General features: G+C 75.1%; 15 protein-coding genes. 11 read left to right on the top strand and 4 right to left on the bottom strand.

Translation table 11 applies throughout. The annotated features are described in order from the left end of the window. Position 1: 1 nt before the first annotated feature. Positions 2–310 (top strand): MGMT family protein, encoded by a 309-nt coding sequence (locus ACQEU6_RS19685; RefSeq protein WP_499333841.1) that lies wholly within the window; start codon positions 2–4, stop codon positions 308–310. On the opposite strand, the gene ACQEU6_RS19680 is transcribed toward ACQEU6_RS19685, so the two are convergent. Both ACQEU6_RS19680 and ACQEU6_RS19675 read right to left on the bottom strand, forming a co-directional pair. Continuing rightward, positions 307–1,053, bottom strand: coding sequence for a YoaK family protein (locus ACQEU6_RS19680; RefSeq protein WP_499333840.1), 747 nt, complete (start codon positions 1,051–1,053; stop codon positions 307–309). The two genes, ACQEU6_RS19685 and ACQEU6_RS19680, sit on opposite strands and share 4 nt — an antisense overlap. 5 nt (positions 1,054–1,058) lie before the next feature. After that, a complete protein-coding gene (locus tag ACQEU6_RS19675; protein ID WP_499333839.1) occupies positions 1,059–2,708 on the bottom strand; it encodes a hypothetical protein in 1,650 nt (549 codons plus the stop codon). Between the two features lie 255 nt (positions 2,709–2,963). Here ACQEU6_RS19675 and ACQEU6_RS19670 point away from each other — a divergent pair, with 255 nt between their 5' ends. The 8 genes from ACQEU6_RS19670 to ACQEU6_RS19635 all read left to right on the top strand — a co-directional run bounded on the left by ACQEU6_RS19670 (position 2,964) and on the right by ACQEU6_RS19635 (position 10,556). Beyond that, positions 2,964–4,580, top strand: coding sequence for a gamma-glutamyltransferase family protein (locus tag ACQEU6_RS19670; RefSeq protein WP_499333838.1), 1,617 nt, complete (start codon positions 2,964–2,966; stop codon positions 4,578–4,580). Continuing rightward, the gene (locus ACQEU6_RS19665) at positions 4,573–5,040 is read left to right on the top strand and encodes a RidA family protein (protein ID WP_499333836.1); all 468 of its coding nucleotides are present in this window, start codon (positions 4,573–4,575) and stop codon (positions 5,038–5,040) included. The genes ACQEU6_RS19670 and ACQEU6_RS19665 overlap by 8 nt, the downstream gene beginning before the upstream one ends. Next, on the top strand, positions 5,033–6,469 hold the full coding sequence (locus ACQEU6_RS19660; RefSeq protein WP_499333835.1) for an aldehyde dehydrogenase family protein: 1,437 nt from the start codon (positions 5,033–5,035) through the stop codon (positions 6,467–6,469). Before ACQEU6_RS19665 ends, ACQEU6_RS19660 begins: the two co-directional genes overlap by 8 nt. Positions 6,470–6,492: 23 nt before the next feature. Beyond that, positions 6,493–7,206 carry an iron-containing redox enzyme family protein gene (locus ACQEU6_RS19655; RefSeq protein WP_499333833.1) on the top strand — a complete coding sequence of 238 codons (714 nt, stop codon included), beginning with the start codon at positions 6,493–6,495 and terminating at the stop codon, positions 7,204–7,206. Positions 7,207–7,275: 69 nt separating this feature from the next. Continuing rightward, positions 7,276–7,623 carry a Rieske (2Fe-2S) protein gene (locus ACQEU6_RS19650; protein ID WP_499333832.1) on the top strand — a complete coding sequence of 116 codons (348 nt, stop codon included), beginning with the start codon at positions 7,276–7,278 and terminating at the stop codon, positions 7,621–7,623. Continuing rightward, positions 7,620–8,837, top strand: coding sequence for an NAD(P)/FAD-dependent oxidoreductase (locus ACQEU6_RS19645; RefSeq protein ID WP_499333830.1), 1,218 nt, complete (start codon positions 7,620–7,622; stop codon positions 8,835–8,837). Before ACQEU6_RS19650 ends, ACQEU6_RS19645 begins: the two co-directional genes overlap by 4 nt. A gap of 11 nt (positions 8,838–8,848) precedes the next feature. Next, positions 8,849–9,211 carry a Rieske (2Fe-2S) protein gene (locus ACQEU6_RS19640; protein ID WP_499333828.1) on the top strand — a complete coding sequence of 121 codons (363 nt, stop codon included), beginning with the start codon at positions 8,849–8,851 and terminating at the stop codon, positions 9,209–9,211. After that, on the top strand, positions 9,198–10,556 hold the full coding sequence (locus ACQEU6_RS19635) for an MFS transporter (protein ID WP_499333827.1): 1,359 nt from the start codon (positions 9,198–9,200) through the stop codon (positions 10,554–10,556). The genes ACQEU6_RS19640 and ACQEU6_RS19635 overlap by 14 nt, the downstream gene beginning before the upstream one ends. A gap of 24 nt (positions 10,557–10,580) precedes the next feature. Here ACQEU6_RS19635 and ACQEU6_RS19630 read toward each other — a convergent pair whose 3' ends face one another. After that, positions 10,581–12,311, bottom strand: coding sequence for a PucR family transcriptional regulator (locus tag ACQEU6_RS19630; protein ID WP_499333825.1), 1,731 nt, complete (start codon positions 12,309–12,311; stop codon positions 10,581–10,583). 172 nt (positions 12,312–12,483) lie between these two features. Between ACQEU6_RS19630 and ACQEU6_RS19625 the strand changes: the two genes are divergently transcribed. Beyond that, complete coding sequence (locus ACQEU6_RS19625) at positions 12,484–12,924, top strand: GlcG/HbpS family heme-binding protein (RefSeq protein WP_499333823.1); 441 nt, start codon at positions 12,484–12,486, stop codon at positions 12,922–12,924. Positions 12,925–12,952: 28 nt separating this feature from the next. Here the strand turns inward: ACQEU6_RS19625 and ACQEU6_RS19620 are convergent, their stop codons facing one another. Beyond that, positions 12,953–13,702: an amidase family protein gene (locus tag ACQEU6_RS19620; protein ID WP_499333821.1), complete on the bottom strand. Its 750-nt coding sequence runs from the start codon at positions 13,700–13,702 to the stop codon at positions 12,953–12,955. A 330-nt stretch (positions 13,703–14,032) separates the two neighbouring features. Between ACQEU6_RS19620 and ACQEU6_RS19615 the strand changes: the two genes are divergently transcribed. Further along, on the top strand, positions 14,033–17,146 hold the full coding sequence (locus ACQEU6_RS19615; protein ID WP_499333819.1) for an ATP-dependent helicase: 3,114 nt from the start codon (positions 14,033–14,035) through the stop codon (positions 17,144–17,146). Positions 17,147–17,160 lie beyond the last annotated feature (14 nt).

The following is a 17,160-nucleotide window of genomic DNA, read 5'->3' as shown; positions in this document are numbered from 1 at the left end:
GATGTGGTCCGAACCTGACGAGTACGCCGAGACGGTGCTGGACGCGGTGGAGCGCATCCCGCCGGGCCGCGTCCTGTCCTACGGCGACGTGGCCGAGATGGTCGGACGGGGCGGGCCGCGGCAGGTGGGGCGCGTGATGTCGCTGTACGGGGGCGCCGTCCCGTGGTGGCGGGTGGTCCGCGCGGACGGGAACCCGCCGAGCGGCCACGAGCTCCAGGCCCGCGAGAACTACCGCGCCGAGGGGACGCCGCTGCGCCCGGACGGGCGCCGCGTCGACATGGCCCGCGCCCGCTGGGACGGCCCCGCCTAGGACGTCCGGGCGGGGTGCAGCCGGAACGCGGCGATGATCACCACGGCCAGCACGGCGGGACTGACGGCCGCGGCCGCGACGGGGGCGTGCGTCATCAGCGCGCCCGCCACCGCGGCCCCTGCGGCGAGGCTGAGGATCACCGCGGTCCGCAGCCCGGCGGCCGCGCCCTGCCCGACCGCGAGGCCGCCCATCATCGAGGTCAGCGTCCCGGTGACGAACGTGGTGGTGATCCCGTCGGCGGCCATGCTGCGCGCCGCCGCCGTCTGCGCGCCCATCGCCACCGACGACAGGGAGATGAGGGCGAGCAGCCCGCCGCCGCGCGGCTCGGCGCCCGCGGCGGCCCAGCCCGCGAGGAACGCGGCCTGCAGCACCAGCACGAACCCGAGGACGGCGGTGACGCGGGGCGCCCACACCCGGTCGGCGTCGGGGCGCCCCGCGATGAGGAACCCGGCGAGCAGGCCGGCCGCGAACGCGAGCGTCGCGACGCCGCAGCGGGCCAGGTCGGCGCCGTTCCCCTCGCCCGCGGCGAGGCCGAACAGCACGATGTTGCCGGTCATGTTGGCGGTGAAGACCTTCTCCATGCCGAGGAACCCGACGACGTCGGTCGTCCCGGCGCCGAAGGTCAGCAGCACCAGCAGCGCGGCGCGCCACCGGAGGGCGGCGGCGCGCGGCGGGCCCCCCGCCGCCGCGGCGGGCGCGGCGGCGGGGGCCGGATCGGACAGGCCGGAGGACGCGGTCACCATGCTCCCTAGTAGATGATCAGGCCGGCGACCGTGGCGACGACGAGGCCGGCGATCACGGGCAGGAACGAGCGGCGGACGAGGTCGAGCACCGGGACGCGGGCGAACCCGGCCACCGCGATCAGCGACGACCAGGCGATCAGCACGCCGCCACCCGCCCAGACGCAGCCCATCTGCCCGATCGCGGCGAGCAGCGCCGGGTCGACGCCGGAGGCCGGGCCGATCGATCCGGCCAGCGAGCCGGTGAGCGGCAGCCCGGAGAACCCGGAGCCGTCCAGCCCGGTGATCATCCCGATGATCAGCACGCCGAAGCCGACGACGTACTGGCTGTCGGGGATCGCGTCCTGCATCCGGGTGACGGCGTCGAACAGGAAGCCGGGCGCCGCCGCGCCCTCCTCCATGCCCATGATCTTCCCGGCGAAGTCGGCGTTGCCGATGAAGAAGAACCCGGCGATCGGGATGACGACCCCCATCGCCTTCATCGCGAAGACCAGGCCGTCCACGATGTGGTCGGCGCACCGCTCCAGGCTGCCCCGGCCGTCCTTGGCGATCGCGGCGGCCAGCAGCAGCGCCGTGGCGACCCCGCCGACGAGCGCGGCGGCGTCCCCGCCCACCACCTCGGGGACGAGCCCGGTGAACTTGCCCAGCATCATGTACGCGACGAGGCCGATCAGGGCCAGCGGGACGATCGCGGCGAACGCCTTGGACCGCCGGGGGCAGTCGGCGCCCGGTTCGTCGCCGCCGTTCAGCGACGACAGCGCCCGCCGCGTCATCTCGTCCGACGCCTCGCCCGCCTCGCCGGAACCGCCGGACCCACCGGAGCGGGGGCCGGGCACGGTGGACGAGCCGCTGCCCGACCCGGACCCGGACCCGTGGTCGAGGACGGCCACGCCGCCGTCCCCGCCGCCCGCCGCTGCCGGCTCCGGCTCCAGGACTCGCCGCCGCGGCAGCACGCGGGCCAGCGAGCGGCGCGGCGCCGGCGCCTCCGTCTCCCCGGCCTCCCAGCGTTCGAGCAGCGCCGCGTCCGGCCTGCGGAACTCCGAGCGCGTCATCAGGTAGCCGATGCCGAGCGCGACCAGGCCCGTGATCAGGGACAGCACCATGGCGCGGTCGGCGACCGCGCCGGTCTCCACCCCGGCCGCCTTCGCCGACAGGCCGGGCGCGACCTGGATGACGTAGTCGCTCGACAGCGCCATGCCCTGCCCGGCGATCGCGATCGCGACGCCCGCGCTGATCGGCGGCAGCCCCGCGGCGATCGCGGCGGGCAGCAGGATGGCGCCCATCAGCGGCACCGCCGGCGTCGGCCAGAAGAACAGGCTGATCAGGTAGGTGACGGCGGCGAGCACCCAGAAGGCGGAATGGCCGGACCGCATGACGACGCGGAACGGCTCCACCATGCGGCGGTCGGCGCCGAGCGCGCGCAGCGATCCGAGCAGCGCGGTGACCAGGGCGATGATGAGGAAGATGCTGAACAGTTCGGACGCCGCGGTGAGGCTGGCGTTGAAGATCGACTCCAGTCCCGTGACGAGGCTGCCGGTGAACACCCAGGCGGTGAGGAACGTCGCCGCCACCGCGGGGATGACGACGTTCTTGCGGGCGATCATGACGGCGATGATGATGACGATTCCGGACAGATAGACCCAGTGAGCGGCTTCCAAAGGAGGCCCCCTCCCTGTACGCGCCCTCTGCGAGGCCGACGGGCGCAACGAATGCAGAGAATCTGCTCGATCGGTCCGAGGTGAACAATGAGGAACGTGCACACTACGCGCTTGGTCATTTTGTGCACCATGTCGGGCGTCCGGCGAGCGAAGCAGCGGCCCCCGGGACCGGTGTGCACGGTGCCCAAGGAATCTGCCGGATCTTCGGCGATCGGCCCGTATCGGCGCTGATCGGGCGCCGCCGACACTGGCGGCATGTCAGAGCGCAGCCCCTTCGGCCTCCCCGGCCGCGGCCCCGCCGCCGCGTCCGGCGGCATGGTCGCCTCCAGCCATCCGGCGGTGAGCCTGCTCGGCGCGCGCGTCCTCGCGGACGGCGGGAACGCGGTGGACGCCGCGCTGGCGATGGCCGCCCTGTCCTGGCTCGCGCTGCCCGGCCAGTGCGGGGTCGGCGGCGACGCGTTCGCCCTGCTGCGCCGCCCGGACGGCTCCGTCGCCGCGTTCGGCGGCAGCGGCTTCGGCCCGGACGGCGGCGAGCCCGCCTTCTACCGGGACCGCGGCCTGGCCGCCGTCCCGCTGGAGGGGGCCCTCGCCGTCGCGACCCCCGGCGCGGTCGCCGCGCTCGCCGCCCTGCACGCCGACTCGGCCTCCCGCGGGCTGCCCGAGCTGTGGGCCCCCGCGGTCGCCGCCGCCGAGGACGGGCTGCCCTGCACCCGCAAGACCCGCGCCGACATCGTCGAGCGCCGCGACGCGCTGGCCCGCGACCCCGGCACGGCCGAGGTCTTCCTCCCCGGCGGGCGCGTGCCCGCCGTCGGCGAGCCGATCCTCCAGCGCGACCTCGGCGCCTCGCTCCGCCGGCTGGCGGACGACCCCGCCGACCTCTACTCCGGCGCCCTCGCCGAACGCTCCGTGGACGCCCTGGTCGGCGCCGGGGCGCCGTTCTCCGGCTACGAATGGATGGCGGGCGGCCGTTCGGTCCCCGAAGCGGCGCTGACCTGCGACTACCGCGGGACGACCGTCCACCTGACCCCGCCGCCCACGCCCGGCTGGATGGTGGCGCAGCAGGCGGGCCTGTGCGACGGCGTCCTGTCCGGCCTTCCCTGGCTGTCGGCCGAGGCCGTCCACCGGATGGCGTCCGCCGCCCGCATCGCGTTCGCCGACCGGTTCGCGGGCTGCGGCGACGGCGGCGACCACTGGCGCGGGCTCCTCGCGCCGTCCGCGCTGGAGGCCGCCCGCGCCCGCCTCGACGCCGGCGACCTCCCGGCCGGGCCCGCGTCCCCGGTCCCCGCCGGCGGCGACACCACCTCCATGGTCGCCGTGGACGCGCAGGGGTGCGCGGTCAGCCTCATCCACTCGCTCGCCTTCACCTTCGGGGCCCGGATCACCGTCCCGGGCACGGGCGTCGTCCTCAACAACCGGCTCGGCCGCGGCGCCTACCTCATCGACGGGCACCCCAACGAGGTCCGCCCGCGCCGCCGCCCGCTGCACACCCTGAACGCCTGGCTCGTCACCGGAGCCTCCGGCCGCCTCCTGCACGCGGGCAACACCCCCGGCGGCGACGGCCAGGTGCAGTGGAACGCCCAACTGCTCTCCCACCTCCTCGACCACGGCCACGACCCCGCGACCGCCGTCGCCGCGCCGCGCTTCACCGTCCACCCGGGCAGCGACGCCGACACCCTCGGCGGCCCGCCCGAACTGCGCGTCGAGTCCCGGCTCGGGGCCGACCGGATCGCGGCGCTCCGCGCGTCCGGGCACGACGTCGCCGTCCAGGACCCGTGGGACGCGGGCGGCAGCGCCCAGATCGTCTCCGTCGCGGACGGCGCCCTCCTCGGGGCGTCCGACCCCCGCCAGGACGGGGTGGCCCTCGGTGTCTGAGCTTCCCGCCGCGCCGCGCCCCCAGGGCGCCTACGTCCCGGCCGTGGCCGCGCCGGTCCGCGCGGGCGACGTGCTGGTCGCGAGCGCCGGCATGACGCCGCGCCGGGACGGCCGCCTGACCGTCACCGGCCTCGTCGGCCGCGACCTGGACGTCCCCGCCGCGCGCGAGGCCGCCGCCCTGGCCGCCCGCAACGCCGTCGCCGCGGTCGCGGGCGGAGACATCGGCCGCGTCCGGCGATGGGTCCGGATGACGGTCTACGTCGCCTGCGCCGACGGGTTCACCGACCTGTCGGCGGTCGCGGACGGCGCCTCGGCCGCCCTGGACGCGGTGGCGCCGGGGCTCGGGCGCCCCGCCCGCAGCGCCGTCGGCGTCCGCGCCCTCCCCGGCGGCGCCCCCGTCGAAGTCGAGCTCACCGCGATCGCCGAAGACCCGGAAAGGGAGACGAACGAGCATGCATGAGGGCCTGAACCTCGTCGGGGGCGAATGGCGCCCGGCCAAGGACGGCATGACGTTCCGGCGGAGTAATCCGGCGGAACTCGGCGAGATCGTCGGAGAGTTCCCCGAATCGTCGGCCGCCGATGTGGAGACCGCCGTCGACGGGGCCGTCGCGGGCGCCGCGGAATGGGCCGCCGCCTCCGCGGACAGGCGGGCCGACGTGCTGGAGGCCGCGGCGCGGTGGCTGGAGGAACGGGCGGACGACCTCGTCGTCGAACTCGTGCGGGAAGAGGGCAAGACGCGCGCCGAGGCGGCCATGGAGGTCTCCCGCACGCCCCGGAACCTGCGCTTCTACGCGGGCGAGGCCCACCGCATCACCGGGCAGAGCCATCCCGCCGGCGACGGCGGGATCGTCTACACGCGGCGCGAGCCCGTCGGGGTCGTGGGCGCGATCACGCCGTGGAACTTCCCGCTGAACATCCCGTCCCGCAAGATCGGGCCCGCGCTGGCGGCCGGCGACGCCGTGGTGTTCAAGCCGAGCCCGGTGACGCCCCTGCTGGCGCAGCGCCTGGTGGAGGCCCTGCTGGCGGGCGGGCTGCCGCCGCTCGCGATCGCGCTGGTGCACGGCGGCGCCGAGGCCGGGGCCGCGCTGGCGGCGGACGCGCGGGTCGGGGCTGTGACGTTCACCGGCTCCACCCGGGCCGGACGCGCCGTCCACGCGGCGGTCGGGCCCTCGCGCCGCGCGCAGCTGGAGATGGGCGGCAAGAACCCGGTGGTCGTCCTGGACGACGCCGACCTGGAACGCGCCACCCAGATCATCGTCAAGGGCGCGTTCGGGCTGTCCGGGCAGGCGTGCACCGGGACGAGCCGGGTCATCGCGGACGCCGCCGTCCACGACGAGCTGCTCGAACGCGTGGCGCGGGCCGCCGACGCGCTGACCGTCGGGAACGGGCTGGGCGACGGCGTCGACCTCGGGCCGCTCGCCGCGGACTTCCAGCTGGAGAAGTTCCTCGACTACGTGCGGATCGGCGAGGAGGAGGGCGCCGAGCTCGTCACCGGCGGGCGCCGCCTGCCCGGCGACGGGTACTTCGTGCGGCCGGCCGTCTTCGGCGAGGTGGCGCCGGGCATGCGGATCGCCCGCGAGGAGATCTTCGGGCCGGTGCTGGCCTTCCAGCGGGCGTCCGGCCTCGACGAGGCCGTCGCGCTGGCCAACGCCACCGACTACGGGCTGTCGGCCGGGATCGTCACCCGCGACACCGACCGGGCGCTGGAGTTCGCCCGGCGTTCCGAGAGCGGCCTGGTGAAAGTGAACCAGCCGACCTCCGGAATGGCGATGACCGTGCCGTTCGGCGGGCTCAAGGAATCCAGCACGCAGACGTTCAAGGAGCAGGCCGGACCTTCGATGATGCTCTTCTACACCCAAGAGAAAAGCGTCTACATCTCACCCCGGTAAGAAACCCGAGAAGGGATCAGGAAATGGCAGAGCTGCTGTCGAGGGACGCATTCCGCGCCGAGCTGCAGAACGCTATCAAGGGACGCGAGGCCAAGAACGCCTCGTTCAGCAAGGCGTGGGCGGACGGCGAGCTGAAGCGCGAGCACTTCGCCCGCTGGGCGGAGAACCACTACCACTACGTGGGGCCGTTCGCCGACTACCTCGCCTACGTCTACGCCAACACGCCCGACGAGTTCACCGGCGCCAAGGACTTCACGCTCCAGAACATGTACGAGGAGGAGCTCGCCGACATCCGGCACACCGACCTCCTCATCCGGTTCGCCGAGGCGTGCGGCACCACCCGCGAGCGCGTCGAGGACCCGTCCAACATGAACGCCATCACCCGCGGCCTCCAGGCGTGGTGCTACGCCGTCGCGATGCGCGAGCACTTCGTGGTCGCCACCGCCGCCCTCGTGGTCGGCCTGGAGTCGCAGGTCCCGAGCATCTACAAGAAGCAGATCGTGCCGCTGCGCGAGGTGTACGGGTTCACCGAGGACGAGATCGAGTTCTTCGACCTGCACATCACCTCCGACGTGGTGCACGGGGAGCGCGGCTACCAGATCGTCCTCGACCACGCCGACACGCCGGAGCTCCAGCAGCGCTGCCTCCGGCTGTGCCGGTGGGGCGCGGAGATGCGGTTCTCCTACACGCAGGGCCTCTACGACACCTACGTCAAGCCCGACCTGGTCGGCGCCTGACCCGAGTCCGGTCCGGCGGCGGGGCGGCGTCCCCGCCCCGCCGCCGGCCATCCAGCAGGGAGGACGACCGTGGAGCAGCAGACGGGCGAGTGGGTGCGGGCCGCCGCGCTCGCCGACGTGCGCAGGCGCAGGCGCCTCGCCGTGACCGTCGAGGGACGGCGGATCGCGCTCTTCCTGGTCGGCGACGACGTCTACGCGCTGGACGACGTGTGCGTCCACAAGCAGCGGTCGCTGTCCAAGGGGGCCGTCCTGAACGGGCGGGTGATCTGCCCCGGGCACCAGTGGGTGGTCGACCCGCGGACCGGCGCGATCGATGACCGGGACGAGTGCCAGCCGAGCCATGCCGTGCGCGTCGACGGCGACGACGTCTACGTCGACCCGAGGCCCAGGATCCTGTCGGAGGAGCATCCCTCATGAGAGACGTCATCGTGGCGGGGGCGGGGCAGACCGCCGCCGTCGCCGCCCGCACGCTGCGCCGCCGCGGCTTCGACGGCCGCGTCACGCTCGTCGGCGCCGAGCACGAGGCCCCCTACCAGCGCCCGCCGCTGTCGAAGGAGTACCTGGCGGGGGAGCAGGACCGCGACGAGCTGTGCCTGCTCACCCCCGAGTGGTGCCAGGCCAACGACGTGGAGCTGCGCCTCGGCGTCGCGGCCGCCGCGATCCGTCCCGCCGAACGGGCGCTGGAACTGGAGGACGGCACCGCGCTGCGGGGCGACGCCCTGCTCGTCGCGACCGGCGGGCGGCCCCGGCGCCTGCCCGGCGTGGAGGGCGAGCGCGTCCGCCACCTGCGCACCGTCGCCGACGCCGACCGGCTCCGCGCCGAACTGCTGCCGGGGGCGCGGGTCGTGGTGATCGGCGCCGGGTTCATCGGCTGCGAGGTCGCCTCCACCGCGATCGACCGCGGCGCGCACGTCACCGTCGTGGAGCAGGCCGGGCGCCCGCTCGGGCACGTCGTCGGCGAGCCGATGGGCGACGTGATGGCCGCGATGCTCCGCACGAACGGCGTCGACCTGCGCACCGGCGAGAAGGTCGAGCGGTACGAGGAGACCGCGTCCGGCGCCGTCGTCACCACCAGCGGCGGGACGGCCCTGGAGGCGGACGTGGTCGTCGTCGGCGCCGGGATGGCGCCGAACGTCGAGCCCGTCACCGGCGCCGGGATCGAGACCCCGGGCGGCATCGCCGTCGACGAGTACTGCCGCACCCGCGTGGACGGCGTCTACGCCGCCGGCGACGTGGCCGCCCAGTGGCAGCCGCTCCTCGGACGGCACGTCCGCGCCGAGCACTTCGACAACGCCAACGCGCAGGGCATGGCGGCGGCCAAGAACATCCTCGGCGGGACGTCCGCGCACACGGCGCCGCCGTGGTTCTGGTCCGACCAGTTCGGCCACGCCGTCCAGCACGCGGGCCACGGCGAGGGCACGGACCGGCTCGTCGTCCGGGGCCGCGTCGAGGACTTCGACTTCATCGCCTTCTACCTCGCCGACGGCGTGCTGCGCGCCGCGTTCACCGTGGACCGCGGCGGGGACCTGGCGATCGCCCGGCAGCTGATCGCCCGCGGGGCCGTCCCGGACCCCGGCGCCCTGCGCGACGAGGACGCCGACCTCACCGACCTGCTCGACACACTCAGCTAGGGGAGCGACCGATGGAATACCAGCGCGTGGCGCGCTCGGGGCAGGTGCCCGAAGGCGTCGTCCGCCGCTTCTTCGTGGGCGAGGCGGAGGTCGCCGTCGCCCGCTGGGACGGCGAGGTGCACGCCATGTCGAACTACTGCACCCACCTGGACTGCCTGCTGTCGTCCGGGCGGGTGACCGAGGACGGGCTGCTGTGCTCGTGCCACGGCAGCGTCTTCGACTTCGGGTCCGGCGAGCCGATCACCCCGCCCGCGACCAGGCCGACCAAGGTGTACCCGGTGAAGGAGGAGGACGGGGAGATCCTCGTGCACGTCCCCCCGGAGGACGCCGCGGACGGCGGACCCCGACGGCGGCGGCCCGTTGGCCGAGCCTGACCCGGGGCACGGGGGCGGCGCGGGGCGCGGGTCGTGGGCGGCGCTCGTCCCGCTCCTGCTCGGCACGTTCACCGGCACCGTCGCCAACACGATCGTCAACGTCCCGCTGACGCTGATCCTGCGCGACCTCGACGCCCCGATCTCCTCCGGGATCCTGGTCGTCGTCGGGTTCACGCTCCCGTTCGCCGTGCTGCTGCCGCTGTCGGGATGGCTCGGCGACCGCTGCGGCCCCCGCCGGGTGTTCCTCGCCGCGATGCTGCTGCTCGGGATCGGCTCGGCGGGCGCCGGGATCGCCGGCGACCTGGCCTCCCTGGTCGCGATGCGCGCGGTGCAGGGCGTCGGGACCGCCGCGATGCTGCCCGCCGTCATGGCGCTGATCGCCTCGCTGTTCGGCGGCGGGCGGCGCGGCCGCGCCCTCGGGCTGTGGGCGGCCGCCAACGGCGTCGGCCAGGCCGCCGGGCCCACCCTCGGCGGCGGCCTGGCCACCTGGTTCGGGTGGCACGCCGTGTTCTGGCCGGTCGTGCCGCTGTGCGCCGCCGCCGCGGCGCTGGCCGTCCGGTTCGTCCCGGCCGGGCGGGCGCGGCGCGTCCGGCTGGACTGGCGCGGCGCGGCGCTGCTGACCCTCGCCGCCGGGCTCGGCCTCGGCGCCACCTCGGCCGCCGCGACCCTCGGCGCGACCTCGCCGCTCGTCTGGGGCGGCGTGCTCGCCGGCCTGCTCACCGCCGCCGCCTACGTCGTGTCCTCGCACGGGCGGCCCGACGCGTTCCTGCCGCCGCGGCTGCTGCTTGAGGCCCGCTACCTGCGCTCGTGCCTCAGCGTCCTCGCGCAGATGTTCTGCCTGGGCGCCACGCTGCTCGCCGTCCCGGTCTACCTCACCACGCAGCGCCACACCGGCACCCTGTACGCGGGGGCCGTCCTGCTGAGCCTGCCGGTCGTGATGTCGGTGCTGGGGCCGGTCACGGGCGTCCTCATGGAACGGCTGTCGCCGCGCGCCGTGCTGCGCGGCGGCCTGCTCGTCCTCGCCGCGGGGCAGGCGCTGGTCGCCGCCGTCCTCGCCGCGTCCGGGACGGTCCCGTGGCTGCTCGCCGCGCTCGCCCTGACGGGCGCCGGCGTCGCGTTCGTCCAGACGCCCGCCGCGACCGGCGCCACCCGCTCGGACGCCGGCCGCCGCGGCGCCGGCCTCGGCCTGTTCAACCTGCTGCGCTTCGGCGGCTCCGCCCTCGGCGCCGCGTGGGTCGGCGCCGTCCTGGACCGGGCCCCCGCCTTCGGCGTCATGTTCGCGGTGTGCGCCGCGACCGCCGCGCTCGGGCTGCTGGCGACCTACGCCGGCCCCGACCCCGCCTGATCGGCCGGGGACCGGCGGGCCTGATCAGCCGGGCGCGGCGGCCGGCGGGGCCATCTCGTCGTCGAGGGTGCCGGTGACGGTCGTCAGCGTGTCGATGTGGTGCGCCAGCCAGAACGTGAACTGCGCGTCGGCGGAGCGGACGTCCATGCGCAGCGCGCGGGACGCCCGGTCGAGCTTGTAGAGCATCGTGTTGCGGTGCAGGCCGAGGTCGCGCGCCGCCGCGTTCAGGTTCCCCGACGTCCTGATGTAGGCGAGCACGATCTTCTCCAGGTCGCCGCCGTTCGCGCGGCGCAGCGGCGCCAGGGTCTCGCGGGCGAACGACTTGGCCTCCGCGCTGCGCGCCACGTCCTTCAGCGCGGCGAACACCCGCAGGTCGTCGTAGCCGCAGACGGGGCCGGCGGCGGTGTGCCACGCGAGGCCCATCGTCAGCCGCGCCTCGTGGTACCCGGACGCGACCCCCGCGGCGCCCTGCCCCGGGCGGCCGTGCGTGACCCGCAGATCGTCGCCGAGGTGGGGGCGCAGCGCCCGGTGCAGCCGCTCGGCGAACCGGGCGGCGTCCGCGCGCTGCCCGATCGGGTCCTGCCCCGCCGGGACCTGCTGGATCACCACGATCGTCGAGCTGATCGCGGCGGTCAGCGCGCACCCGCCGGGTTCGAGGTTCTGCGCGGTCCGCGTCGCCGACACCGTCCGGCGCAGGTAGTCGCGGCCCACGGGCAGCAGCGACGCCGCCGCCACCACGTGCACGGCGAAGTGCCCCTCAACGTCGAACCCGTGGTGGCGGGCCCGCGCCCCCAGTTCGTGGGAGTCGGCGAACCGGCCGTGCACGAGCGCCTCCACGAAGTCGCCGCGCGCCCGCTCCTCGGCCGCCCGCACCGACCGCTGCCGCAGCATCTCCGACCCGATCAGCGTCGCGCCGTGCTCGGCCACCACGCGGTGCTGCGCCAGGTCGTGCGGGTCGGGCGGGCACGCCCGCTCCACCATCACCATCCGGCCGAAGGGCTGCCCGCCCACCAGGACGGGCGTGACGATCACGTGCACGGGCGGCCCGTCCGGGTCGGGCCGCAGCCGCGCCTCGATGGACCGCGCGCCCTCCGCCTCCGGCGCGGGGGCCTCGGGCAGGGCGGCCAGCAGCGCGTCCGGGTCCGCCGGCGCGGCGTCCGGCGCCTCCTCCCAGGCGAGGCGCTCGCCGTCCGCGTCGCAGATGAGGACGCCGCACCGCGACAGCCCGACCACCGCGCGGGCCATGGCGGGCACCCCCGGACCGCGGGCGAGGACCTCCGCGAGCGTGCGGTGCACCCGCGACCCGTACTCCAGGATGTGCGCGGACTGCGCCAGCGCCTTCTGCCCGATGAGCCGGCTCACCGCCCGGTAGTCGGCCTCCGCGGGCAGCGCCAGCAGCGGCACCCCCGCCGCCTCGGCGGCGCGCGCCGCCGCGTCGAGGTCGGAGTCGACCCCCGGCGGCCGCCACGCCAGCAGCGCGGCGGCGTCCCGCCGGACGAGGTCGCCCACCACGGCCGCCGCCTCCTCCGGCGCGGCCACCGCCGTCACCGGCAGGTGGACGGCGACCCCGGCGAGGTCGCGGTCGGGGTCGCCGGCGCAGCGGCGGGTCTCCGAGAGCGGCAGGCACCAGCCGACGCCGCGCTCCAGCCCCTCCCGGCCGGCGACGAGCGTGCCGCGCAGCAGCGGCTCGGCCAGCAGCGTCCCGACGGGCAGATGCCCGTCGGCGGTCGTGACGATCGCAGGGTGATGTGCCATGTGCCCACATCCCGTCGGGTTCGTTCGGCGAAGTGTACATAGCCCCGGCGGACGCGGTCCTTCGAGACTGACGGGGTGGGAGAGGAACGTGGCGGACGGCGTGACCTGGAGAAACCGTCCCCCACATCCTGCTTTACCGACCTGAATAGGGCAATACCCCTCTGGAGGCTCCGTGCACACCGTTCACCGGCTCACCCTGGAAGACGCCCTCGTCATGCTCACCGCCGCGGAGGAGGAGGCGCGCCGCATCGGCGTCAAGCAGACGATCTGCATCGCCGACGACGGCGCCCACCCGATCGCCGTCCACCGCATGACCGGCGCCCGCCTCACCGGCGTCGACATCGCCATCGCCAAGGCGTTCACCGCCGCCGGCCACCAGCGCGACACCCACAAGTTCAACGAGCCCCCCAACGGCCCCGCCCTCCCCGGCAACGAGGCCTTCGGCATCAACCAGATGCACCCCGGCAAGTTCGCCATCTTCGTGGGCGGCTTCCCCATCGTCCACGAGGGCGAAGTCGTCGGCGCCGTAGGAGTCAGCGGCGGCAACGGCGAACAGGACAAGGCCGTAGGCGCCGCCGCCCTGAAAGCCTTCAAGGAAAAAGTGGCGGTGTAGAACTGCCTTTTTCTTCTCCTTCAGGCATTCAAGGCCCGAAGGAGAAGAAAAAAGCAATCAACACGTCAGGCGTTCGTAGGTTGCGGCGGCTGACAGGGTGAGCAGGTCTTCGTGTCTGCGGGCGACCATCTGGAGGCCGGTGGGGTGCCGCCTGCGCGGCCCGCGGGGACGGAGATCGCCGGGTGGCCTGAGAGGTTGAAGGGGAGGTGACGGCCAGGGCTCCCCAGTGGTCCACCGGGCGGCCCGCTATCTCGGTCGGCATCGGGCCCTCGGCCGGGAACGCCGGTGCCCGGGTGGCCGGGGTGAGCAGGAGGTCGAAGCGGGCGAAGCCCTCGGCGAGCGCGGCTACCAGGCGGGCGCGGGCCTCGTGGGCGTCGACGAGCGCGTCGGCGTCCAGGGCGCGTGCGGCGTCGTCCAGGAAGCGGGCCGTGTCGCGCACCGTGCGGGTGAGGACGCCGTAGTGGTCGTTCTCGGCCGTGCCCCGGTGCCGCGGCCCGCGCGGGACGCGCCCGTAGGTCCCCTTGAAGCCGACCAGCCCGCAGTAGGAGGCGGGGATGCGGAGCGAGCCGGCGCCGTCCGTGCCCGTCCCGAGCGGGACCATCCCGGCGGCCACGGCCGCCGCGGATCCGCCGCTCGACCCGCCCGGCGTCAGCTCCGGGGCGTGCGGGTTGCGGGTCACGCCGTGCAGGGCGGACGCGGTGAACGACGCGCGCCCGAACTCCGGCGACGCGGTGAGCCCGACGGGGACCGCCCCGGCCGCCATCGCCCGCGCCACCATCGGGCCCGAAGGAGGAGGGCACTGCAGTGAACACGGGACAACGCGTACCTCCCACCTCCGGGACGCGGTGGGTCCGCGTCCGTGCACGAGGGTTCTGGTGAATGTGCACGATGCCTCCCGGCGGGAGCAATGACGAAACCGCACAGCGCGGGGGGCGTGGATTGTGCAGGGTGTCGCCGCGCGGGGGCGCCGCGCCGGTGGTTCTTCTCTCCCGCGACATGCGTGCGTTGTGGTCAGAACAGGCTCGGTGATCTGTTCCAATGAACTGTTGTGCCGTCAGCTTCCTACCGTCTCGTGCGACGCGCGGGTCCCGCGCGGAGCGTCCCGCCCGTGCTCGACGAGCAGCAGCGGCGGGTGGTCGAGCATGCCGGCGGGCCGATGCTGGTGCTGGCGGGGCCGGGCACCGGGAAGACGACCACGATCGTGGAGGCGGTCGTCGACCGCATCGAGAACCGCGGCGTCGACCCCGAGCGGGTGCTGGTCCTGACGTTCAGCCGCAAGGCGGCGGGGGAGCTGCGGGAACGCATCACCGGTCGCCTGCGGCGGACGACGCGGACGCCCCTGGCGCTCACCTTCCACAGTTACGCGTACGCGCTGATCCGGCGGGACGCCGTGCTGAACGAGGAGCCCGCTCCGCGGCTGCTGTCCGGGCCGGAGCAGCTGCTGGAGGTGCGGCGGCTGCTGGAGGGCGAGCTCGCCGACGGCGCCCGCGGCTGGCCGGAGCGGCTGAGGGCCGCGCTGGCGACCCGGGGGTTCGCCGAGGAGCTGCGCGACTTCGCCCTGCGCGCGGTCGAGCGCCGGTACGCCGCCGAAGACCTCGCGGCCCTCGGACGGATGAAGGGCCGCGACGACTGGGCCGCCATCGGCGGGTTCATGGAGCGGTACGTGGACCGGTTCCTGCTCGACCCCGTCCCCACCTACGACTACGGCGAGCTGATCCACATGGCCGCGGGGATGCTCGCGGACGAGGAGGTGCGGATCCGGGAGCGCGACGCCTACGACGCCGTGTTCGTGGACGAGTACCAGGACACCGACCCCGCGCAGGAGGCCCTCCTGCACCATCTCGCGGGGGAGGGGCGCGACCTGGTCGTGGTCGGCGACCCGGACCAGTCGATCTACGGGTTCCGGGGCGCCGACGTGCGCGGCATCCAGGAGTTCCCGGCCCGCTTCCCCACCCTGGACGGCGACCCGGCGCCCGTGGTGGCGCTGCGGACGTGCCGCCGGATGGGGCCCGAGATCCTCACCGCCTCGCGCCGCATCGCGCGGCGGCTGCCCGCCGGGTCGGCGGGCGCGGCCGAGCACCGCGCGCTGCGGCCGGTGGAGGAGCTGGACGAGGGCGAGGTGCGCGCGGTCATCGCCGACTCCGAGAGCCAGGAGTCGGCGCTGGTGGCCGACGAGCTGCGCCGCGCCCACCTGCTCGACGGCGTGCCGTGGTCGCGGATGGCGGTCCTGGTGCGCAGCGCGGTGCGGCAGGTCCCGGTGCTGCGGCGGGCGCTGGCCCAGGCCGGCGTGCCGGTCGTCGTCGCCGGCGACGAGGTGCCGCTGGTGGGGGAGCCCGCCGTCCGCCCGTTCCTGGTGCTGCTGCGGGCGGCGCTGAAGAAGGGCTTCCTGGACGAGGTCGTCGCCGAAGACCTCCTGACCGGGCCGCTGGGCGGCGCCGACGCGCTCGCCATGCGCCGCCTCAAGCGCGCGCTGCGCGACCTGGAGGAGCTTTCGGGCGGGCAGCGCGCGCTCGGCGATCTCCTGGTCGCGGCGGTGAACGACCCCCGCGAGCTCCTGCTGGTCCACGAGAGGGTCCGCGCGCCCGCCGAGCGGATCGCGAACCTGATCGAGACGGCGCGGCGCAGCGTGCACGACGGCGGCACCGCCGAGGACGTGCTGTGGGCGGTGTGGCAGGAGAGCGGCCAGGCCGACGCGCTGCTGCAGCAGAGCGCCAAGGGCGGGACGCGCGGCGCGGCCGCCGACCGCGACCTCGACGCCGTGGTGGCGCTGTTCGACCACGCCGCGCGGTTCGTGGACCGGCTTCCCCAGGCGGGGCCCGAGCTGTTCGTCGACAACATCGCGTCCCAGGAGATCGCCGGTGACTCGCTGGCCGAGCAGGCGCCCGAGGGCGAGGCGGTCCGGATCCTCACCGCGCACCGCGCCAAGGGCCTGGAGTGGGACGTGGTCGTCGTCGCCGGGGTCCAGGAGGGCGTCTGGCCCGACGTCCGGCTGCGCGGGTCGCTGCTCGGCGTCGAGGAGCTGATCGAGCACGCGGCCGGGGCGGAGCCGGGCGGCGACGCCGCCGCCGGCGCCTCGATGGCCGCCAAGATGCTCGACGAGGAGCGGCGGCTGTTCTACGTGGCGGTCACGCGCGCCCGCAGGCGGCTCGTGGTGACGGCCGTGGGCGGCGACGACACCGAGGAGCGGCCGTCCCGCTTCCTGAACGAGCTGCTCCCGGGTGCGATCGAGCAGTCCCAGCTGGACGAGAAGACCCGCTGGCTGTCGCTGTCGGCGCTGGTGGCCGACCTGCGCTCCGTCGCCGGCGACCCGTCCCGCCCGGGGCCGCTGCGGCGCGCGGCGGCCGGGCACCTGGCCCGCCTGGCGCGCGCCGGCGTGCGCGGCGCGAGGCCGGAGAACTGGTACGCGATCACCGCGCTGTCGGACGGGGGGCCCGCGTTCGCCGAGGACGAGCCCATCGCGATCTCGCCGTCCCAGGTCGAGGCGTTCACCACCTGCGGCCTGCGCTGGCTGCTCGCCTCGGCGGTCGGCGCGCAGGAGGGCGGGCCGAACGAGTACAGCACGATGGGCAAGGTCGTCCACGCCGTCGCGGAGATGGCGGGCGCGGACGACGGCGTCGACGAGGTGCACGTCGCGCGGCGGCTCGACGAGATCTGGAAGGACCTGGAGTTCCGCAGCTCGTGGTACTCGGAGAAGCAGCGCGAGCAGGCCGCGACGATGGTCGACAAGTTCCTCGCCTGGCACCGCGACAACCCCAACGAGGTCGTCGCGCTGGAGGAGTCGTTCAAGGTCGACCTCGGCCGCGTCGTCATCAAGGGCCGCATCGACCGCGCCGAGCGCGACGAGCAGGGCCGCGCGGTCATCATCGACATCAAGACCTCCACCACCGCCGTCCCGAAGGACGACCTGGCCCGGCACCCCCAGCTCGGCGTGTACCAGTACGCGGTGATGCTCGGCGCCTTCGAGCGGCACGGGCTGATCGAGCCGGGCGGCGCGAAGCTGATCCAGGTCGGCAAGGCCGCGTTCACGGCGAAGGCGCGCGAGCAGGAGCAGCCCCCGCCCGCCGAGGACGCCGACCCCGAGTGGCCGAAGAAGCTCGTCGAGATCGTCGCCACGGGGATGGCGGGCGACGTCTTCCAGGCCAGGGCGAACGACAAGTGTCGCACCTGTCCCGTACGCTCCTGCTGCCCCGTCCATGAGGAGGGCGGGCAGGTGGGTGACTGACTGGCTCGGGGGGG

Origin of the sequence: Spirillospora sp. CA-108201 (genome assembly GCF_050936235.1) — a bacterium.
GTDB lineage: Bacteria > Actinomycetota > Actinomycetes > Streptosporangiales > Streptosporangiaceae > Spirillospora.
Note: the sequence above shows the minus strand (reverse complement) of the source record. Positions and strands in the feature narration are given on the sequence as shown.

Bases quoted from the DNA above. Each gene is read 5' to 3' on its own strand.
- ACQEU6_RS19685 (WP_499333841.1), top strand. From the start codon at position 2: ATGTGGTCCGAACCTGACGAGTACGCCGAGACGGTGCTGGACGCGGTG.
- ACQEU6_RS19680 (WP_499333840.1), bottom strand. From the start codon at position 1,053: ATGGTGACCGCGTCCTCCGGCCTGTCCGATCCGGCCCCCGCCGCCGCG.
- ACQEU6_RS19670 (WP_499333838.1), top strand. From the start codon at position 2,964: ATGTCAGAGCGCAGCCCCTTCGGCCTCCCCGGCCGCGGCCCCGCCGCC.
- ACQEU6_RS19660 (WP_499333835.1), top strand. From the start codon at position 5,033: ATGCATGAGGGCCTGAACCTCGTCGGGGGCGAATGGCGCCCGGCCAAG.
- ACQEU6_RS19655 (WP_499333833.1), top strand. From the start codon at position 6,493: ATGGCAGAGCTGCTGTCGAGGGACGCATTCCGCGCCGAGCTGCAGAAC.
- ACQEU6_RS19645 (WP_499333830.1), top strand. From the start codon at position 7,620: ATGAGAGACGTCATCGTGGCGGGGGCGGGGCAGACCGCCGCCGTCGCC.
- ACQEU6_RS19640 (WP_499333828.1), top strand. From the start codon at position 8,849: ATGGAATACCAGCGCGTGGCGCGCTCGGGGCAGGTGCCCGAAGGCGTC.
- ACQEU6_RS19630 (WP_499333825.1), bottom strand. From the start codon at position 12,311: ATGGCACATCACCCTGCGATCGTCACGACCGCCGACGGGCATCTGCCC.
- ACQEU6_RS19620 (WP_499333821.1), bottom strand. From the start codon at position 13,702: ATGGTGGCGCGGGCGATGGCGGCCGGGGCGGTCCCCGTCGGGCTCACC.